The 17,387-nt window shown below is 64.2% G+C and carries 7 protein-coding genes; all 7 read right to left on the bottom strand.

Features of this window, described 5'->3' with window-relative positions:
* Nucleotides 1–132 precede the first annotated feature (132 nt).
* The 7 genes from LJY25_RS15030 to LJY25_RS15060 all read right to left on the bottom strand — a co-directional run bounded on the left by LJY25_RS15030 (nucleotide 133) and on the right by LJY25_RS15060 (nucleotide 17,180).
* The gene (locus LJY25_RS15030) at nucleotides 133–11,259 is read right to left on the bottom strand and encodes a T9SS type A sorting domain-containing protein (protein ID WP_227609171.1); all 11,127 of its coding nucleotides are present in this window, start codon (nucleotides 11,257–11,259) and stop codon (nucleotides 133–135) included.
* A gap of 26 nt (nucleotides 11,260–11,285) precedes the next feature.
* Nucleotides 11,286–12,299: a right-handed parallel beta-helix repeat-containing protein gene (locus tag LJY25_RS15035; RefSeq protein WP_227609172.1), complete on the bottom strand. Its 1,014-nt coding sequence runs from the start codon at nucleotides 12,297–12,299 to the stop codon at nucleotides 11,286–11,288.
* 67 nt (nucleotides 12,300–12,366) lie between these two features.
* Entirely contained in the window at nucleotides 12,367–12,573 is a 207-nt protein-coding gene (locus tag LJY25_RS15040) for a PID-CTERM protein-sorting domain-containing protein (protein WP_227609173.1), read from the bottom strand.
* Between the two features lie 287 nt (nucleotides 12,574–12,860).
* Nucleotides 12,861–13,460 (bottom strand): hypothetical protein, encoded by a 600-nt coding sequence (locus LJY25_RS15045; RefSeq protein WP_227609174.1) that lies wholly within the window; start codon nucleotides 13,458–13,460, stop codon nucleotides 12,861–12,863.
* A gap of 44 nt (nucleotides 13,461–13,504) precedes the next feature.
* Nucleotides 13,505–14,215, bottom strand: a complete 711-nt coding sequence (locus tag LJY25_RS15050; protein WP_227609175.1) for an NAD-dependent epimerase/dehydratase family protein — start codon at nucleotides 14,213–14,215, stop codon at nucleotides 13,505–13,507.
* Between the two features lie 123 nt (nucleotides 14,216–14,338).
* The gene (locus tag LJY25_RS15055; protein WP_227609176.1) at nucleotides 14,339–15,175 is read right to left on the bottom strand and encodes a CvfB family protein; all 837 of its coding nucleotides are present in this window, start codon (nucleotides 15,173–15,175) and stop codon (nucleotides 14,339–14,341) included.
* An 85-nt stretch (nucleotides 15,176–15,260) separates the two neighbouring features.
* Nucleotides 15,261–17,180 carry a BamA/TamA family outer membrane protein gene (locus LJY25_RS15060; protein ID WP_227609177.1) on the bottom strand — a complete coding sequence of 640 codons (1,920 nt, stop codon included), beginning with the start codon at nucleotides 17,178–17,180 and terminating at the stop codon, nucleotides 15,261–15,263.
* Nucleotides 17,181–17,387 lie beyond the last annotated feature (207 nt).

The following is a 17,387-nucleotide window of genomic DNA, read 5'->3' on the forward strand; positions in this document are numbered from 1 at the left end:
CGGGCTGACCGCCCGGAGCGGCCATATGCAGAAAGCAAGAGCACTACATCCAAACTGTACCTGCCGTTACAAAAAAACAACCCGCCGGGAAGCCCGGCGGGTTGAATGTGCGTGATGAAAAACGTAGGCTGACTATTGCCGCACGAGGCGCTTGACCACCAGCCCTTCGGCCGTGTGGATGCGCACCGTATATACGCCGGTCGGCAGCTGGCTTAGATCCAGCTTATGCTCCACGATGCCCTGGCGGGGCTTTATAGTATGGTTCTGCACCATCTGACCCAGCAGGTTCAGCACTTCTACCCGCACGCTGCCCTGCTCGCGCAGACCGCTCAGCTCCAGCGTTGCCACACCGGTCGTAGGGTTGGGATAGAGGGCGGTGCGGGCATCGAGGGCGCCGTTGGTCGTGGCCGTGACGCGGCCGGCCTGGAACCAGAGGAAGAAGCGTGAGCCGGTGTAGGCAGCGTCCATCTGGAAGGTGTAGCTGGAGTCGGCAGCCAGGTTCTGGCGGCGGTTCAGCACGCGGTCTTCGAGCCACATCTGGGTACCGGCCGGCAGGTTGAGCAGCGCGGCGGCATTCAGGGTGTAGGTGCCGGTCTGGCTGACGCGCACGCCCAGCGGGATGCTGGGGGCCGTGGCCAGGTCGGGCAGACCGTTGATGGACATGCTGCCGGTGCCGGCTACGCTCCACAGCGTGGGTACACCGTTGCCGTTGAGCTGCACCTTGTAGGCGTCGTGCTTCGGGCTGAAGCCAAGGTCAGCGCCCTGCTCGAAGTAGATGACGGCCTCATCGGTCAGGCCCGCGGCGCTGCGCACGTTCAGGCGGGCCGAGGGCTTGGGCTGAGCGGCCGGGTTGCCGGCCGTGCCGCGGCTGAATACCGGCGACACGTAGCTTGTGGCCCGCACGGCGTTGGTCATGGCGATGGAAGCCGAGGCCGCGGTAGCCCGCACGAAGAAGCCCTGCATGGAGGCAATGTCCTTAGTAGCACCGTTAGTGCCGAAGCCGTTCACGTACGAGCGGTAGGTGCCGGTGTAGCGGCCTGAGGGCGCAAACACGTAGGTGGCATCGGCCACGCCGTTGAGCATGCCGCTGGTGGAGCGTACCACGTCCCAGTCGATGGGAGCGGGGTAGGGGTTGCCCACCAGGTGCCAGCCCGAGCCGCTGAAGCCACCGCGGCCGAGGCTAAAGCCTACACTGCCGTTCTGCAGCACCCCGCTGATGTCAACCGTCGTGCCCGGGTCCGTCTGGGCCGAGTAGCCCCGGCCGGGCAATAGGTTGTCGGTAGCGGTAGGCACCATCCAGCCCTGGTCGAAGCGGTTATTGGCCGTCGAGTTCAGGCGGGTCTCGTCGTACTGAAACAGAGTGGGGAAGGGCGTCACCGTAGCGCCCTGGGTGTTGTAAGCGGGGTTCAGCTCAAACACCGGCAGGTCGTCGGCAAACTCGTTCACCGTGGCCGAGTTCAGCTGCATCGGCGAGGCGTAGTGCCGGTAGCCGGGGTTGGTCAGGCCGGTGATGAAGCGCTGCATGGTGGCAGTGCCGGTGCAGATGCCCCCACCGGGCTCGTTTACCACCATGGCCGTGCCGGTAGCGTCGGAAAGCAGGGTCAGGTTGCCGCCGCAGCTCAGGTTGCCCGAGCCGGTGGCCATGGTCAGCATACGCTGGATGCCCAGGGCGGGCACGGTAGCCGTACCGCCGGTGCCGGTGCAGCTCACGCCGGCCGGATTCTGGATCGTCCAGTTCCAGAACCGGGTGGCACTGCTGCCGCCGAACGTCTGGGCCGTAGTGCCGGCCGCGAAGACCGTGTGGCTGCCGCCGAAGAACACGCCGTCGTTCATCCAGTTGCCCCGCACCACCAGCGGCGCGTTCAGCGTGACGCCGGCCAGGGAGGTATTGGAAATCGTGATGCCGTGGAAGATGGCCTGGGTAACCGTGCCGCCAACGCCAATGTTCTGGGCGGCGGTGCCGTTGAAGAACACGACGTTCGACTGCGGGTTCCAGACTCCCTGCACCAGCCAGTTGCCGCTCACGTTGATGTTACCGGTGAGGGTAACGCCGCCCAGGCTGGTGTTGGCCAGGGTCAGGTGGTGGAAGTTGCTCTGGCCCGTGGTGCAGGTCAGGGACTGGGGCGCCGTGCCGTTGAACAGCGTCCGGAACCCGCAGCCGCAGTAGCGGCCGTTGTTGATCCAGTTGCCGGTCAAACTCACGTCGCGCAGCAGCGTCACGCCCGCCGGGCTGTTGTTCTCGATGGTCCAGTGGTGGAAGGCCGTAGCCACGGTGCCGCCGATGGTTTGCAGGGCGGTGCCGTTAAAGACCACCAGGTGGCCGTTGGCGACAAAGCCGCTGTTGTTTACCCACAGGCCCGTCACCCCGATGTTGTCGAGCAGCGTGACGCCGGCCGCGTTGTCGAAGGTCAGGTCGTGGAAGCTCGTGCGGCCCGAGGTGCAGGTGATGGTCTGCGCCGTAGTGCCGTTGAAGCGGGTGCGGAAGCCGCAGCCGCAGTACCCGCCCTGGTTTACGAAGTGGTGAACCACGTCGATGTTCTGGGCCAGGCTTACGTTCACCGCGTTGTTCACCGTCAGGTCGTAGAAGGCCGTGAGCACGGCGCCGCCGATGGTCTGCAGCATCGAGCCATTGAAGGTCACCAGCAGGCTGTTGTGCAGGAAGGTGCCGTCGTTGATCCAGTTGCCGACCAGCGTGATGGTGCGGTTGAGCTGCACCGTGGCGCCGGTCAGGATGCTCAGGTGGTGGAACACCGAGGTTACCGAGCCGCCGATCAGCTGGGTGACGCTGCCCTTGAAGCTCACCCGCTGCCCGCCGTGGACGAAGCCGCCGTTATTCAGCCAGTGGCCGGTCACGAAGATCGGGTCAAACAGGGTCACGCCGGTCAGATTGGCGAAGGTCACGTCGTGCAAAGTCAGTGTGCCGGAGGGGCAGTAGATGCCCTGGGCCACCAACCCGTCGAAGTACACGATGTAGCCGCCGGCCGTGAACAGGGCCAGGTTGCGGAAGTCGCCGCGCACCCGGATGTTCTGGCCCAAAGCCACGCCCACCGCGTTGTCGCAGGTGATGCCGTTGAAAATGGTGACCTGCGTACCGCCGATGGTCTGCAGCACCGTCCCGTTGAAGGTTACCAGGTGGGTGCCAATCGTGAACACGCCGTCGTTAACCAGGTTGCCGGTCACGAAGATCGGACCGCTCAGGCTCACGCCGGTGGTGTTGAGCACGGTCAGACCGTGGAAGGTAGTCGTAGCCGAGCCGCCGATTACCTGCGCCACTGTGCCGTCGAAGATGACGCGGTACGTGGCCGGGATGAAGCGGCCGTTGTTCACCCAGTTGCCCCCGATCAGGCGGATATCCTGCCCGAGCGTAACGCCCACCGTGTTGTTGATAACAAGGCTGTAGAACGGTACGATAACCGAGCCGCTGATGAGCTGGTTGACCGTGCCGGCAAACGTGACCACAAAGGAGTTGGCCGCGAAGGTGCCGTTGGTGGTCCAGTCGCCCAGCACCGTAATGGCCCGGCTAAGCTGCACCGAGGCGTTGTTCACGATGGTCAGGTGGTGGAAGGCTGTGAGCACCCCACCGCCGATGGTCTGCACCACCGAGCCCCCGAAGAACACCCGGTAGCCGCCGGCCACAAAGCCCCCGTCGTTGAGCCAGTTGCCGAGCAGGTAGATGTCCGACAGCAGCGTGACCGACGTGGCGTTGTTGAAGTGCACGTGGTGGAACCGCGAATCAGCATGAACCAGGATGGTCTGCAAACCGGTGCCGTTGAAGTACACCAGCTGCCCATTCGCCAGGAAGATGCCCGTGCCGGCCAGGTTGCCGAGCAGGTTGATCTGCTGGTTCAGCGTCACGCTCACCGAGTTGTTGATGGTCAGGTGGTAGAAGCTCGTCACGATAGCGCCGCCAATGAACTGGGCCACGTTGCCGGTGAAGAATACCGTGTGGGTGCCCGCCGCGAAGCCGCCGTTGTTGAGCCAGTTGCCCAGTACATTGATAGACTGGCTCAGCGTGATGCTCGCCAGGTTATTCCAGGTCACGTTCCAGAAGTGGTACGTGCCCCCACCGTTGAGCACCTGGGCCGACGAGCCGCCGAACAGGACGGTGTAGCCCGTGTACACGCCGCCCACCAGGTTGTAGCCGTAGAAGGTGCCGTCGTTGAAGAACGAGCCCAGCATCGTCATGCTGCGCAGCAGCCGCACCTGGGCCCCGCTCCCGATGTTCCAGCCGTAGAAGCTCAGGTCGGTGTAGCCGCCTACCGTCTGCACCACGCCGCTCGTGCCGTTGAAGTACACCGTAAAGGTGCCGGGGTTGAACGAGCCCTGGTACAGGTAGTAGTTGCCGGCCACGTGGATGTTCGTCGCCAGGCTGATGCCCGCGGCGTTGTCGGCGTAGAAGTGCCAGAAGTACGTGGTCTGGTTGGCGCTGATAACCTGGGCTGCCGAGCCGCCGAAGCGCACGTAGTAGCCCGTGTACACCCCGCCCACCTGCGTGTAGCCGTAGAACACCCCGCTGTTGACGAAGTTGCCCAGCACGTAGATGTTGTAGTTCAGCGTCACCGACACCGGGTTGTTCAGGGTCAGGGCGTGGAAGTAGGTGACCTGCGTGCCGCCGATAATCTGGGCGACGGTGCCGTCGAAAATCACGCGGTTGGATGAGGCCACGAACTGCCCGTTGTTGATCCAGTTGCCCCGCACGTAGATATCCGACACCAGCGAAACGCCGACGGTGTTGTTGATAATCACGTCGTGGAAAATGGTCTGGGTCGAGCCCCCGATGGTCTGGGCCACGCTGCCGTTGAAGGTCACCGAGTGCACGCCGGTCGTCAGCACCCCGTTGTTGGTAAAGGTGCCACCCAGCCCGATGCCGGTGTTCAGCGTCACGCCCACCGTGTTGGTGATGGTCAGGTCATAGAAGTTCGTGACCACGGAGCCGCCAATCACCTGCACGCCGGCGCCGTTGAAGATCGTGCCGTAGCCACCGGCCAGGAACACGCCGTTGTTGGTCCAGTTGCCGCCCACGTAGATCAGGCGGTTCAGCGTCAGGCCCGTCAGGTTCTGGTTGATGAAGTGGTAGAATGAGGTGCTCTGCGTGCCGCCGATGGTCTGCACCCCGGTGCCGTTCCAGGTGACGGCGTAGGTGCTACCCAGGAAGGAGCCGTTGTTCAGCCAGTTGCCGCTCACGAAGATGTTGTTGCTCAGGCTGAGCGTGGAGTTCACCGTCACGCTGCCGAAGTACACCGCCGTGCTGCCCCCGATAACCTGGGTGCCCGAGCCGGCGAAGACGTAGCTGCCGCCGGGGTTCCAGGTACCGAAGTTGGTGACGTTGCCGTAAATCGTGAACGAGGAGTTCACCACGAACTGGGCGCCGCTGACCACGGTGATGTTGTTCACCACGGCCCCGTTGCCCACTACAACCGGGTAGAAGCTCGCACCCGCCCCGATGGTGACGTTGCTGGTAGCGGTGGGCACCGTGCCGCAGCTCCAGTTGCGCCCGTCAAACCAGTCGGTGCTGAAGCCGCCGGTCCAGGTAAAGGAGCCCGCCGCCGTAATGGCCAGGTTCGAGCCGTTGTCGGAGCCGAGGGTGGCAGGAGCGGAGCCCACCACCCGGATCCGGTAGCCGGTGCCGGAAGGCGTGTTGGCCGGAATCGTACCGGCAATAACGTTCGAGCCGGTCCCGGTCAGCGTACCCAGCACCGCCGGAGAAGCAAACGAGCCGCTGGCATCCGACAGCTGGGCCGTGAACACGTTGCCGGCACTCATGCCGGAGGCCGTGAAGCCCACGTTCACCGGGGCGCCGGGGCAGTAGCCACCGGCAATGGAGCCCGTCGAAATCGAGGCCACCACCGGGGTGTTCATGGTCACGAAAGTCGAGTAGTTTGTCGAGCAGCCGTCCCGCGAAATGGTCAGGAAGTAGGTGCCCTGGTTGGCGGCACTGGCGTTGGCCAGCGTGGGGCTGGCCTGGCTGCTATTGAAGCCGTTCGGGCCCGTCCAACTGTACGCCGCTCCGCTGATAGCCGTGGCCGACAGCTGAATGGAGCTGCCCGCCGTCACCGGGGAGTTGCTGCTCACCTGGGCGTTGGCGACGTTGGTAAGCGTGAGGTTGCTGCCGTTGTCGTTGCTCAGGTACACCGGCGAGCTGCTCACCAGTCGCACCCGGTACCCCAGGCCCTGGGCGGGCAGGGAGGTAGGCCAGGTAATGGTGAACGAGCCGGAGCCGGCCGTTGACCGGCTGATGGAGCCGATGGTGGTGGGAGCGGCAAATGAGCCGCTGGCATCCGACAGCTGGGCCGACAGCAGGTTGCCTGCGTTCAGGTCAGCGCCCTGGATGGCGTAGCTGATGCTCCGCGACGAACCCGCGCAGAAGTCCCCGCCGAAAGTGGTCAGGGCTACCGTCGTGGTGGGTGCGGGCTGTACCAGGATGCGCACCGAAGCCGAGTCCTGACAGCCCCCGTTGTTTACCATCACGAAGTACCGGCCGCTCTGCGAAGGCTGGGCGTTGGTCAGGTTCAGCGAAGCGCCGTTGCCTACAAAGGCCGAGCCGCCGGCGGTGTAGTTTACATACCACTGGTACGACGAGGCCCCGGCCGGACCGGCACTCAGCTGAATCGTGCCGCCGAAAGGAACCGGGGAGTTGCCCGTGGCCGTGGCCACCAGCGTCACCGGAATCGTCAGGTTCGAGCCGTTGTCGGTCTGGCTGACCACCGCCGGGTTCGAGCCGGTCAGGCGGATGCGGTAGCCCGTGCCGGCCGTCTGGTTCTGGGGCAGGGTCACCGTTACCGAGCCGTTGCCCTGGCCGGTAAAGGCGACCGAGCCGATGGTGGTGGGCGCAGCAAAAGAGCCGGCGGCATCCGAGAGCTGGGCCGTGATGATGTTGCCCGCGCCGAAGGTGTTGCCGGCTACCGAGAAGCCCACGTTCAGCGACGTACCGGGGCAGAGCGTGCCGTTGAACTGCGCCATCGTCAGGATAGGCTGGGCCGAGGGATTTACCGTTACCTGGGTTGTCATGCCCGGGCTCTGGCAGCCGTTTACCGTCACGAACAGCGTGTAGGTGCCGGCATTGGCCTGCGTGGCGTTAGGAATAACCGGGTTCTGCTGCGTGGAGCTGAAGTTCGGGCCAATCCAGAAGTAGGAAGCCCCGGCCACGGCCTGGGCCAACAGTTGAATCGAGCTGCCGTAGGCCACCGGCGAGTTGGAGCTCGGCGCAGCAGTGGGCTGGGTTGTCAGACTCAGGTTCGAGCCGTTGTCGGTCTGGCTGGTCACGCCGGGGTTGGAGCCTACCAGCCGGATGCGGTAGCCCGTGCCCGTAGGCGTGCCGGTCGGAATCGTAATCGGCACGGCGCCGCTGCCCTGGCCGGTAAAGGCAACCGAGCCGATGGTCGCCGGGGCGGTAAACGAGCCGCTGGCATCCGAGAGCTGGGCCGTGATAGTGTTGCCGGCCAGGAAGTTGTTGCCGCTTACCGAGAAACCTACGTTAAGCGAAGCGCCTGCGCAGCCGTTGTAGCCGAACTGACTCATGGTCAGGACCGGCACCGCGTTGGGCTGCACCAGCACGTTCACCGAAGCCGAGTCCTGGCAGCCGCCGCTGTTGGTCACGTACACGAAGTACTTGCCGCTCTGCGAAGGCTGGGCGTTGGTCAGGTTCAGCGAAGCGCCCGAGCCGACAAAGGCCGAGCCCCCGCCGGTATAGCGCGCGTACCACTGATAGGCGCTTTGCCCGGCCGGACCGGCCGAGAGCTGAATCGTGCCGTTGTACACCACCGGGGAGTTGCTGCTGGCCGTAGCCACCGGCAGTGCCCGCACCGTCAGGTCCACCGCGTTGGGCGTACCCACAATCACAGGATTGGTGCTCACCACCCGCACCCGGTAGCCGGAGCCGGCCGGCGTGCGGAAAGCCAGGGAGTCGGACACGGTGCCGCCCGTGGCATTGATGCTTACCGAAGCGCCGTACAGGCGGGAGCCGGCCGTGAAGTTGCCGCTGGCATCCGAGAGCTGGAACTTGAACTGGTTGCCGGCATTGTAGGCCCCGGTATTCGTCGTGAACGGCACCGAAATAGTGGTGGTGCTGCAGAACGTCGTGGGGGATACCGTACCCGTGGCAATGGTGGGCGGGTAGGTGTAGTTGGTGCTCGAGCAGGCCGTACCGCTGGGTGTGGTCACGCAGATCTGGCCGGTGCTGCCTCCGTTCGGGGCCACGGCCGTGATGCTGGTAGCCGAATTCACCACGAAGCTCTGGGCCGCTACCCCATTAAAGGTCAGGGCCGTGGCGCCGGTCAGGTTGGTGCCGGTGATGTCGACCGACGTGCCGCCGGGGCCACTGGTCGGCGTAAAGCTGATGATGCTCGGACCCGCGCAGTTGAAGTTGTAGGCACCCACGTTGCTGACCGAAACCCAGGAACTGCCCCAGCTGAAGACCAGGCGGATGCTACGCACGTTGGTGAGCGGAGCGCTACTGTACGAGCGAACCACCGGTACCCCGCTGGTGAACGGGCCATTGTAGGTTTCCACCGTAGTCCAGGTCGATAGGTTGGCCGAGGTCTGAATCTGGACCGAACCGCCCGTTGCCGGGGAAGGCGTGGGCGTAAACCGGAGTTCCGTCAGCTGCTGGGCAGTGCCCAGGTCGGCCTGAATGGTGCCCGAGTAACCACCCGCGTTCCATCCGCTGCCGTTGAAGGCGTTCTGCGCCGAGCCTGCGTACGCGCCCGACTGGGCGTAGCTGGCGGCCGGAAGGTCAGCCGCCAGGTTGTTGGACGAGGCGCAGCCGTTTTTCACGAAGTCACGCTTCGACACCAGGCTCCACTTGTTGTTGGCGTCGCGGGAGCGGACGAACAGGCTGTGGGCGCCATCGGGCAGGGCAGTGGCATCGGCCACGAACGTGAACCCGGTGATATCCGGAGCTGCCGTCAGTGCTACGCTGGTGCCGCTGCCGAAGCCGGGGTCGTTGTCGAAGAAGTATTCAATGCGGGTAATGTTGGGGGCGGAGGCCAGCACCGGTTCGTAGTAGAAGCTGCGCACTGAGGTCAGGCTCCACTTGCCGGCCGCATCGCGGCTACGGACCTGCAGGTTATGAAACCCGGTGGCTATGCTGGTAAGGTCAACGGTCACGGCCAGCCCGCTCACATCGGTAGCCGCCGTGAAGGGCACGTTAATGGCGTTGCCAAAGCCCGGGTCATTATCCAGGAAATATTCTACCCGGGTTACGTTGCCGGCGGCCAGCGTCGCGCTGGGTTCGTAGTAGAACGTGCGCGTGGAGGTCAGACTCCACTTTCCGGCGGCGTCCCGGCTGCGGACGCCCAGCTGGTGAAAGCCTGGACTCAGGCTGCTCAGGTTTACGGCAAAAGCCAGCCCGCTGACATCGGTAGCGGCGGCGGCCGGTACGTCGGTAGCGTTGCCGAAGCCCGGGTCTGCGTCAAGGAAGTACTCAACCTTGCTGATGTTGCCCGCGGCTAGCGTGGCGCTGGGCTCGTAGTAAAAGGTACGCGCCGAGGTCAAGCTCCACTTGCCGGCCGCGTCGCGGCTGCGGACGCCCAGTTGGTGGAAGCCGGGCGTTACGCCCGTCAGGTCGATGGTCACGGCCAGGCCGCTTACATCGGTGGCGGCAGTGAAGGGCACGTTAATGGCGTTGCCAAAGCCGGGGTCAGCGTCGAGGAAATACTCAATGCGGGTTACGTTGCCGGCCGGCAGCGTCGCGCTGGGCTCGTAGTAAAACGTGCGCGTAGCAGTCTGGCTCCACTGGTTGCCGGCATCCCGGCTGCGGATGCCCAGCTGGTGAAAGCCCGGACTCAGGCTGCTCAGGTCGATGCTGGCCGCAAGGCTCAAATCGGCGGCGGGCGTAGCTACCGGCAGGGCCGTAGCCGAGCCGAAGCCCGGGTCGGCATCAAGGAAGTATTCCACCCGGGTGATGGTGGGCAGCAGAAACTGGAAGCTGCCGGCGCTGCTCACCGACTGAGTCGTGCCATATTTCAGCGTAATCGGGCCCGAGCCCCCCTGCGCGGCCGGAGTGGCCGTGATGCCGGTGCCGGAGGTGATGGTAAACGAGGCCGCGTCAATGCCCCCGAAAGCAACTCCCGTGACGCCCGTCAGGTCGGTGCCGGTGATGGAAACCGGGGTTCCCGCGCCGGCGCTGGTCGGCGTAAAGCCGCTGATGGCCGGGGCGGCCGTCACCGTAAAGCTGGAAGTAGCCAGGCTGCTCGTCGATGCCGAGCCCGCCGCCGTAGTCACGACGATGGGGCCGGTGGTGGCTCCGGCGGGAACTACGGCCGTCAGCTGGGTGCTGCCGCCACTGGTGAAGGTGGCAGCCGTTCCGTTAAACGTGACGCCCGAAGGGCTATGCAGATTCGTGCCGCTGATGATAACCGAGGTGCCGGCCGTACCGCTGGCGGGGGTGAAGCCGGTGATGGCGGGCGGGTCCGAGACGGGGCTCGGATTTGCCACTGTCGCCACGCCGTACTTGTTGCTCAGGTAGGTTTCCACCTGCGTCTGCTCGGAGCTGTTCAGGGCCCGGTTGTAGACGATCAGCTCGGCGTAGTCGCCCGTCCAGGGAGAGGTCGTAATCAGGTCTTCGCGGGTGCCGACGGTGAAGCCCGCCGCCCCGCTTTCCGTGCTCATGCCCGACGGCTGGTTTACTGCCTGGGCGGCCCCGTTTACCGTCACGTTCAGAATGCTGGCCGGACCTCCGGAGCGGAAGGTGCCGATGAACGGGTTGCGGATCGTGGTGCGCAGGTCGGCGGTAGAGGCGTTGTTGTTAGCGTTTACCCCATCCGAATACACGTAGAACGCGCCGCTGCCGAAACCGAGCTGGTACGACATCAGCCGGGTCGTGCGCCGGTTCGTGAAGGGCACGCCCCCATTCGAGGTGGCCGTGGCCCGGGCTACCACAAACACGGTGTTCGGGCTGCCGCTGACCATCAGGCTGGCGGCTACGTTGTTGAGGTAATCGGTGCCGCCGTCGGCCACGGTGTTGAAGCGCAGGGCCGGGCGGCCGTTGATGGTGCTGTTCGCCACCAGCTGGGGCCGGCGGCTGGCCGTGGCCTGCGAAACGTTGTAACCGTTGCCGCTCTGATCAGCCCAGGTGCTGACAACGTCGCCGCTGCTGGTTACGCCGGCATCCGCCTTCAGGTGCAGTTGCAGCCCGCTCGTGACGGGCAGGGTTTGCCCGTGCGTCAGGCCGGTTGCGGTCAGCAGCAGGGCCATCAGCCACCACCAGCCGGCCGGTCCGCGCGCCTGACGGCCGGGTCCGAAAAATTGAAGCCTTTTCATAAAGGAGTCGGTAGAACGAGGACGCCCTAGTTATTGGAGCGGGTGCCGATGGTCACGTTCAGGGAGTTGCCCGACACGCTTTGGTTGAGCTGGTAGATGGTGGGCACGGCCGGAATGCCAGCCAGGCGGTAGGCGTAGCCCGTGGCCGAGCCTGTCGCGCCGATGTCGACGCCGCCCTGGCCGGTGCTGCGGGCCGGGTTGGTGCCGGCCTTCAGCTGGTACCAGCCGTCGTACTGGTTGGAGCCGGACGTCTGCACGAACACGCTGGCGGCCGTTACGTTGGCGGTGTTGTTGCTCTGGCTGCCCAGGGTGGGCAGCGAAGCCTGGGCCAGCAGGTTGTAGTTCCAGGTGGTGTTGGCCGTCGTGGTCAGGGCGCTGGCGAAATAGTTGTTGCGGACGGTGAAGTTGTCGAACGAGGCACCGCCGTTGCCGACCAGGGAGTTGTTGCTGAACTCCCCGGTTATATTGCCCGTGTTCAGGCTGGCGTTGTAGGTAATGATGTTGTTGGTGATGAGGACGTTGTTGTTGACGTAGTTGTTGTACGCCAGCTGGTACACGTAATTCTGCCGCACCACGATGTTGTTGGAGGCGTTCTGATACCCGAAGTAGATGTAGTTGACGTCGTTGCGCAGAACATTGATGTTGCTCGTGCTCAGGTAGATGTAGGTAACGGTCATGCCCGTAATCGTGCTGCCCGTGCTACCGGTATTGAAGAAGATCTGGCTGGCGGAGGCTGGTACTACGCTGGCCTGCAGGGCGGGAGGCTGGTTCTGGCTCAGGAAGTAGCCCGGCCCCACGATAGTAAGCGACTTGCTGCAGCTGAGATTTCCATATGAAGTAGTGGACGGCTCCACCTGGATGATGTCGCCGTTGGAAGCGGCGTTGTGGGCCAGCTGCAGGGTGCTGTAGATATTGGTGCCGGCCACGTCGACGCCGGTGATGCCGTTGTTGTTGACGCGGCGGATAGTCTGGGCCTGAGCCGATACGACGCAAAGGATGGCCAGGAGCAGACCGGCGAACAAAGAGGAAACGTTTTTCATACGGGTTGGTGAAAAGGTTTTAGGAAGAGTTTTAAAGGCAGTTGGGAAAACAAGGCTGGTCGGCGAACTAGCGGCGACGCAGTCGGCGCAGGCCGTAGGCGGCTCCGGCGGCCAGCAGCAGGCCGGCGCCCCCGTCGATGGGCACGGCGGTGGGAGTTGGAGTTGGTCCTCCTGAGTCGGGGTCCTGGGCGCGCAGGCCCAGCGGGACGAGCAGCAGGAAAGCCAGGATTCCCGGGCGTAGCAGGAAGGTGGGCAGGAGAGGGGTGAAGCGCATAAGCAGACCTGGAAAAGGGTGGAACAGCCGGCCAAATCCAGCAATCCAGGCAATAGGACGCGGGTAGATTAACTGGAATAAGGAATTGTAAAATTGAACTATAGAAGGAGCGGGGGCAATCCGCACCACCCCGTATTTATCGTCGGGCCGGTCTGCGTACTGGCCGGGATAGCGGCATCCGTGCCAGTACGGATACAAAAAAGCCCGGCCGGAGCATCGCTCCGGCCGGGCCAGGTAAAGGGAAGTAAGCGGTAGGTAACGCTGGGGTAAAGAACCCGGCCGACGCCTTAGAACACGAAGCGCAAACTCACGGCCGCGTCGTTGTAGAAGCCGGTGTAGCCGTTGAATACCTCGAAGAAGGGTTTGTAATCGAGGCTGACCGCGAAGGGCAGGTCTTCGAGCTTGTACTCGATGCCGCCAATCAGGTCGGCCCCAAAGGCGATGTACCGGTTCTCATCGTAGCGGTAGTCCCGCCGGATGATGTAGACGTCGCCTTTGCGCCCGTTATAGTAAAACCGCTCATCCTCGAAGTAATACCGGCCCTGGTACGAGCCGGCGTGGAAGCCCGCGCCGTAGTAGAACTGCAGGCCTTTGATGCCCGCCAGAGACTTGTGCTTTTCGCCCAGCAGCGTAACCCGGGCGCCGCGGGCCTTGTATTCCGTGGTCACCAGGGCTTCGAAGGCCACGCCGTTCTTGCCGCTGAGAAAGTGCTTGATGGTAAGCCCCGACGAGTACCCTCCGCCGCGCAGGCCGATGCCGGTGTTGTAGCCCGAGGCGCTGCCCCCGCCTCCGCTGGATTTAGAGCTGGATTTGCTGGAGCGCTGTGCTACGGCTGAAGTGCCGGTCAGGAAGAGCAGCACGAGCAGGATTCGGAAAGAAGAAGTCATTGACAAAAGAAAGAAAAGGTGATTCTGGCCGCAAAGATACGCCACTATACGCCGGGCACCACCGGGTTGTTAGCCAGCAGCAGGGGTGGGGCCTCCGCTTCGGCCGCTATTTCGTCGGACAGGTGCACCAGGATGCCGCCCCCGTCGTCCTCGGCGGCCCGGAGCATGGCTTTGGCCACCGCCAGCGCGGGCACGGCCCGGTAGCGGCGCAGGGGGCCAACCAGCAGCGGGGCTACCACGCCCAGTACCACCGCCCCCAGCCGCTCGCCCAGGCGCTTCTCGGTCCGCTCGCCCAGCAGCAGGGAGGGCCGGAAGATGTGAATGGCCCGGAACGGGGTCTTGCGCACCGCGTCCTCCATCTCGCCCTTCACCCGGTTGTAGTAGAACATGGAGTGGGCATCGGCCCCCATGGCCGACACCACCAGCAGCTGGGCCGCGAAGTTGGCCGCCGTCAGGGCCGCCAGCTTCACCACGTACAGGAAGTCAACCTTGTAAAACGCCTCCTTCGAGCCGGCCTGCCGGATGGTGGTGCCCAGGCAGCAGTACACGTCGTCGGCAATCAGTGACAGGCGGTGGTCTTCGAGCCGGTCCAGGTCCAGCACCCGCTGCTCAAGCTTGGGGTGGACCACCGGCAGGGGCCGCCGCCCCACGGCAATAACTTTGGCGTAGCGGTCCGAGGCCAGTAGCAACGGCAAAAGCTGGGAGCCGACCAGCCCGCTGGCGCCGGCAATGAGGGCAGTTTTCTGTAGTTTCATGGGGCAGCAGAGCAGGTCAGCAGGTATAGAAAGGCACCGGGGCCGCCTCTTCCATACGTAGGAATGCGGCAAGGGAATAAACCCGGTTGCCGATTCGCAGCTGCTGCCGCTGGGCCGACGGGGCTATTCCTGCCCTACCAGATGGGTCGCGTCGGGCAACAGTTGCACCAGCCCGCGCTTATACAGGCTGCCCAGGGCTTTCTTGAACACCTTCTTGCTCATTCCCAGGCGGCGGTAGATGTCGTCGGGCTCACTTTTGTCGGATAAGGGCAGGGTGCCGCCGGCCGCGCGCAACGCCGTGAGCAGCGTTTCGGCCGCGTCCACGGCTTCGTCGTAGCCGGTTTTCTGCAAACTCACGTCGAGCTTGCCGTCGGGACGCACCTGCCGGATGTAGCCGGTGGGCGTGTCGCCGAGGCGCAGGGGCTTGAAGATCTCGTTGTGATACAGCAGCCCGGGGTGGGTGCCGTTCACGATGACCGTAAAGCCCAGGTCGGTTTCCTGGGCCACAAACAGCTGCACTGCGTCGCCGGCCTGACCGGGAAACGGCTCCTGGCTCAAGTACCGGTCCCAGCGGGCGGTGGCCACGAGGCGGTCCGAGGTTTCGTCGAGGTACACGTACACCGTCACCCGCTGCCCGGGGCGCAGGTTTTCGCGCTGGTTGCGGTAGGGCAGAAACAGGTCCTTTTCCAGGCCCCAGTCGAGGAAAGCCCCGTTGTCCGACACGTCGCGGACGGTGAGAGCGGCAAACTGGTTTACCCGGGCCAGGGGCTCGAGCGTGGTGGCAATCAGGCGGTCCTCCGAGTCGCGGTACACGAACACGCGCAGCACGTCGCCGATTTCGGTGCCCTCGGGCACGTACTTGCGGGGAATCAGCAGGTCGCCGTCGTCGGAAGTCAGGTAGAGGCCGAAGTCAACCGCGCGGGCTACTTCCAGTTCGTTAAAGTCGCCTAAAGCCAGCATGAGCAGAGCAGAAGTGGTGGAGCGGCGAAGGTACGACGCGGGAGCTGGTTGGGTTGTTTTATCGTGGGCGGACCCACATGCAAGTCTACTGAAACTGGCTTACCCCCGGCTGGCCGAAGCTGAAGTCGCTGAAGCCGTAGTAGAGGCTGTTGCTCTGGAAGATGCGCAGGCCGTTGTTGGTAAGCTGCCCGCGCGGGTAGTAGCCCAGCAAAAGCTGAATGGTGGGAATGGCAATGTACTCGTTGCGGAAGCGCAGCCCCAGCCCGAACCCGGTGTAGGGCGTCTCGCGCATCAGCTGCGACTGCCGGGGCGAGTCCGTAATCCAGGCCGCGTCCACGAAGGCAATGCCGGCCAGGCGGAAGCCCAGCAGCGACACCGGCGTAAACACGTTGGTTTCGTAGTTGACCACGTAGCGGCTGGTGCCCTGCAACAGCTCGGTGGGCCGGAAGCCGCGCAGGCCCCGGTCGCCCTCGATAAACAGCTGCTGCTCCCCGGGCTGGCGGCGGTAGCCCAGGGTGGCCCGGTTCCACAGAAAGTGCCGCCACTGGTAGTTGCCGGTATGAAACAGGCGGGTGAAGTACAGCACCTGGGCCTTGAGCACGCCCTGCTGCCAGTCGGAGCCCCGGATAAACGAGCTGAACTCGGCGCCCAGGTACAGGAATCCGCGCTGCCGGCTGAAGGAGGCCGCGGCGGCCTGCACACCCACGTAGCGGCGCAGACCGGTTTCGTTGAAGTCGATGCCCGAAGTCAGGCTAAACAACGTGCCGGTCGGGATGTCCTCGGTGCGGCCAAAGCCATACAGGTACTTATCCTTATAGTAGCGCCGCACGGTGTAGCCCACCGTAGCCAGGGCCACCGAGTAGTTGGTGTAGGCCGGGGTGGCGCGGGCAGTGTACGCCGTATGAATAAATCGGCCCGATACGATAATGCGCCCCGGGTTCTCGTAGCCCAGGTCGTAGCTTTTCAGCTGAAAGGCCCGGCCCACCCAGGCGTCGGCGGTGCTGTAGCGCAAAGCCCCGAACTTGTAGGGCTCCCCCGGCGGAGGCGAGTTGATGGGTACCTCGCGGTTGAACACGTCAAACGACACGGCCCCGGCGTAGTGAGTGTTTACGGACACGAAATCCCGCCCTACCGATACGCCGCCGGTCTGGTACTGGTACTCGTCACGGTAGCGGATCTGCGCGTTTACGAATTTGCGGAAGGGCATCACGTAAAAGCCGTTGAAGGCCCAGGGCTGGGGGTCGCGGCGGCCGTATTCGTAGATGCCGCGCATCTGGTGGCCCTGGCCCAGGAAGTTTTCGTCGTGGATGTTGAAGATGCCCGCGCCCACGTCGCGCAGCTGGTACGACACGCCCAGGCTAAACAAATCCTTGGTCACGATCTGAATGTCAACGCTGTCGTCGGTGCTGGTTTTCTCGTTTACCAGCACCCGGGCATCCACCAGGTAGGCCGTGGAGCGCAGCAGGCGCTCCGACTCGGCCAGATCCTGGGGGTCGAGCTCCTGGCCGACCCGAAACAGCAGAATCTGGCGGATGCGGGCCCGGCTGGTGGTCATGTGAATCAGGTTGCCGCCCTTTTCCACGATGTTGCGCGGCACCCGGGTGGTGTCGGTAATGCTGTAGCCGAACGCGTCGAGGGGCTTGATGTCGATGCTGCGCACAATCTTGAAGTTGTGCTGGTCGTACTGCCGGTCGAGCAGGCCCGCGTCGAGGCCGGCCTGCTCCTCGCGCCGCTCCCGGAAATCGAAGATGGCGGAGGCCACCTTGCCGGCAATGGTTTTGCGCTTAGTGTAGGCTTTCAGGCCGGTCAGAATCTTTTCCTCGTCGAAGCGCCGCCGCAGCGAGTCGCGCTTCAGGGCCGTGGCCGCGCGGGCGCGGGCCGAGTCGGGCGCCGGCTTTGCGGTCGGCTCCTGCGCCACTGCCGGAATGGCCAGCAGCCCGGCCAGCAAAAGCAGGCAGCAGTGGCGAAACAGGCAGACAGCGGTAAGCGGAAAGGACAGGGGCATTGGGGTGGCCGTCCAACCTGAAAACCCGGCAGGGCGGCGGTTCGGCACATTAAAATTACGACAAGAAGTTCAGCTTGGGCAAGAGGTCCGCTTGTCTGAAGGCCGCCGCTGCGGAGGCAGAGCCGGCACGCCGGTAGAAAGGCGGTCATGCAGAGCGCAGCGAAGCATCTCGCGTGCTGCTGTTGTTGGGGAAAGAACGGCATGCCA

The sequence above is a fragment of the Hymenobacter translucens genome, from assembly GCF_020685205.1.
In the GTDB taxonomy this organism is placed as follows: Bacteria; Bacteroidota; Bacteroidia; order Cytophagales; family Hymenobacteraceae; genus Hymenobacter; species Hymenobacter translucens.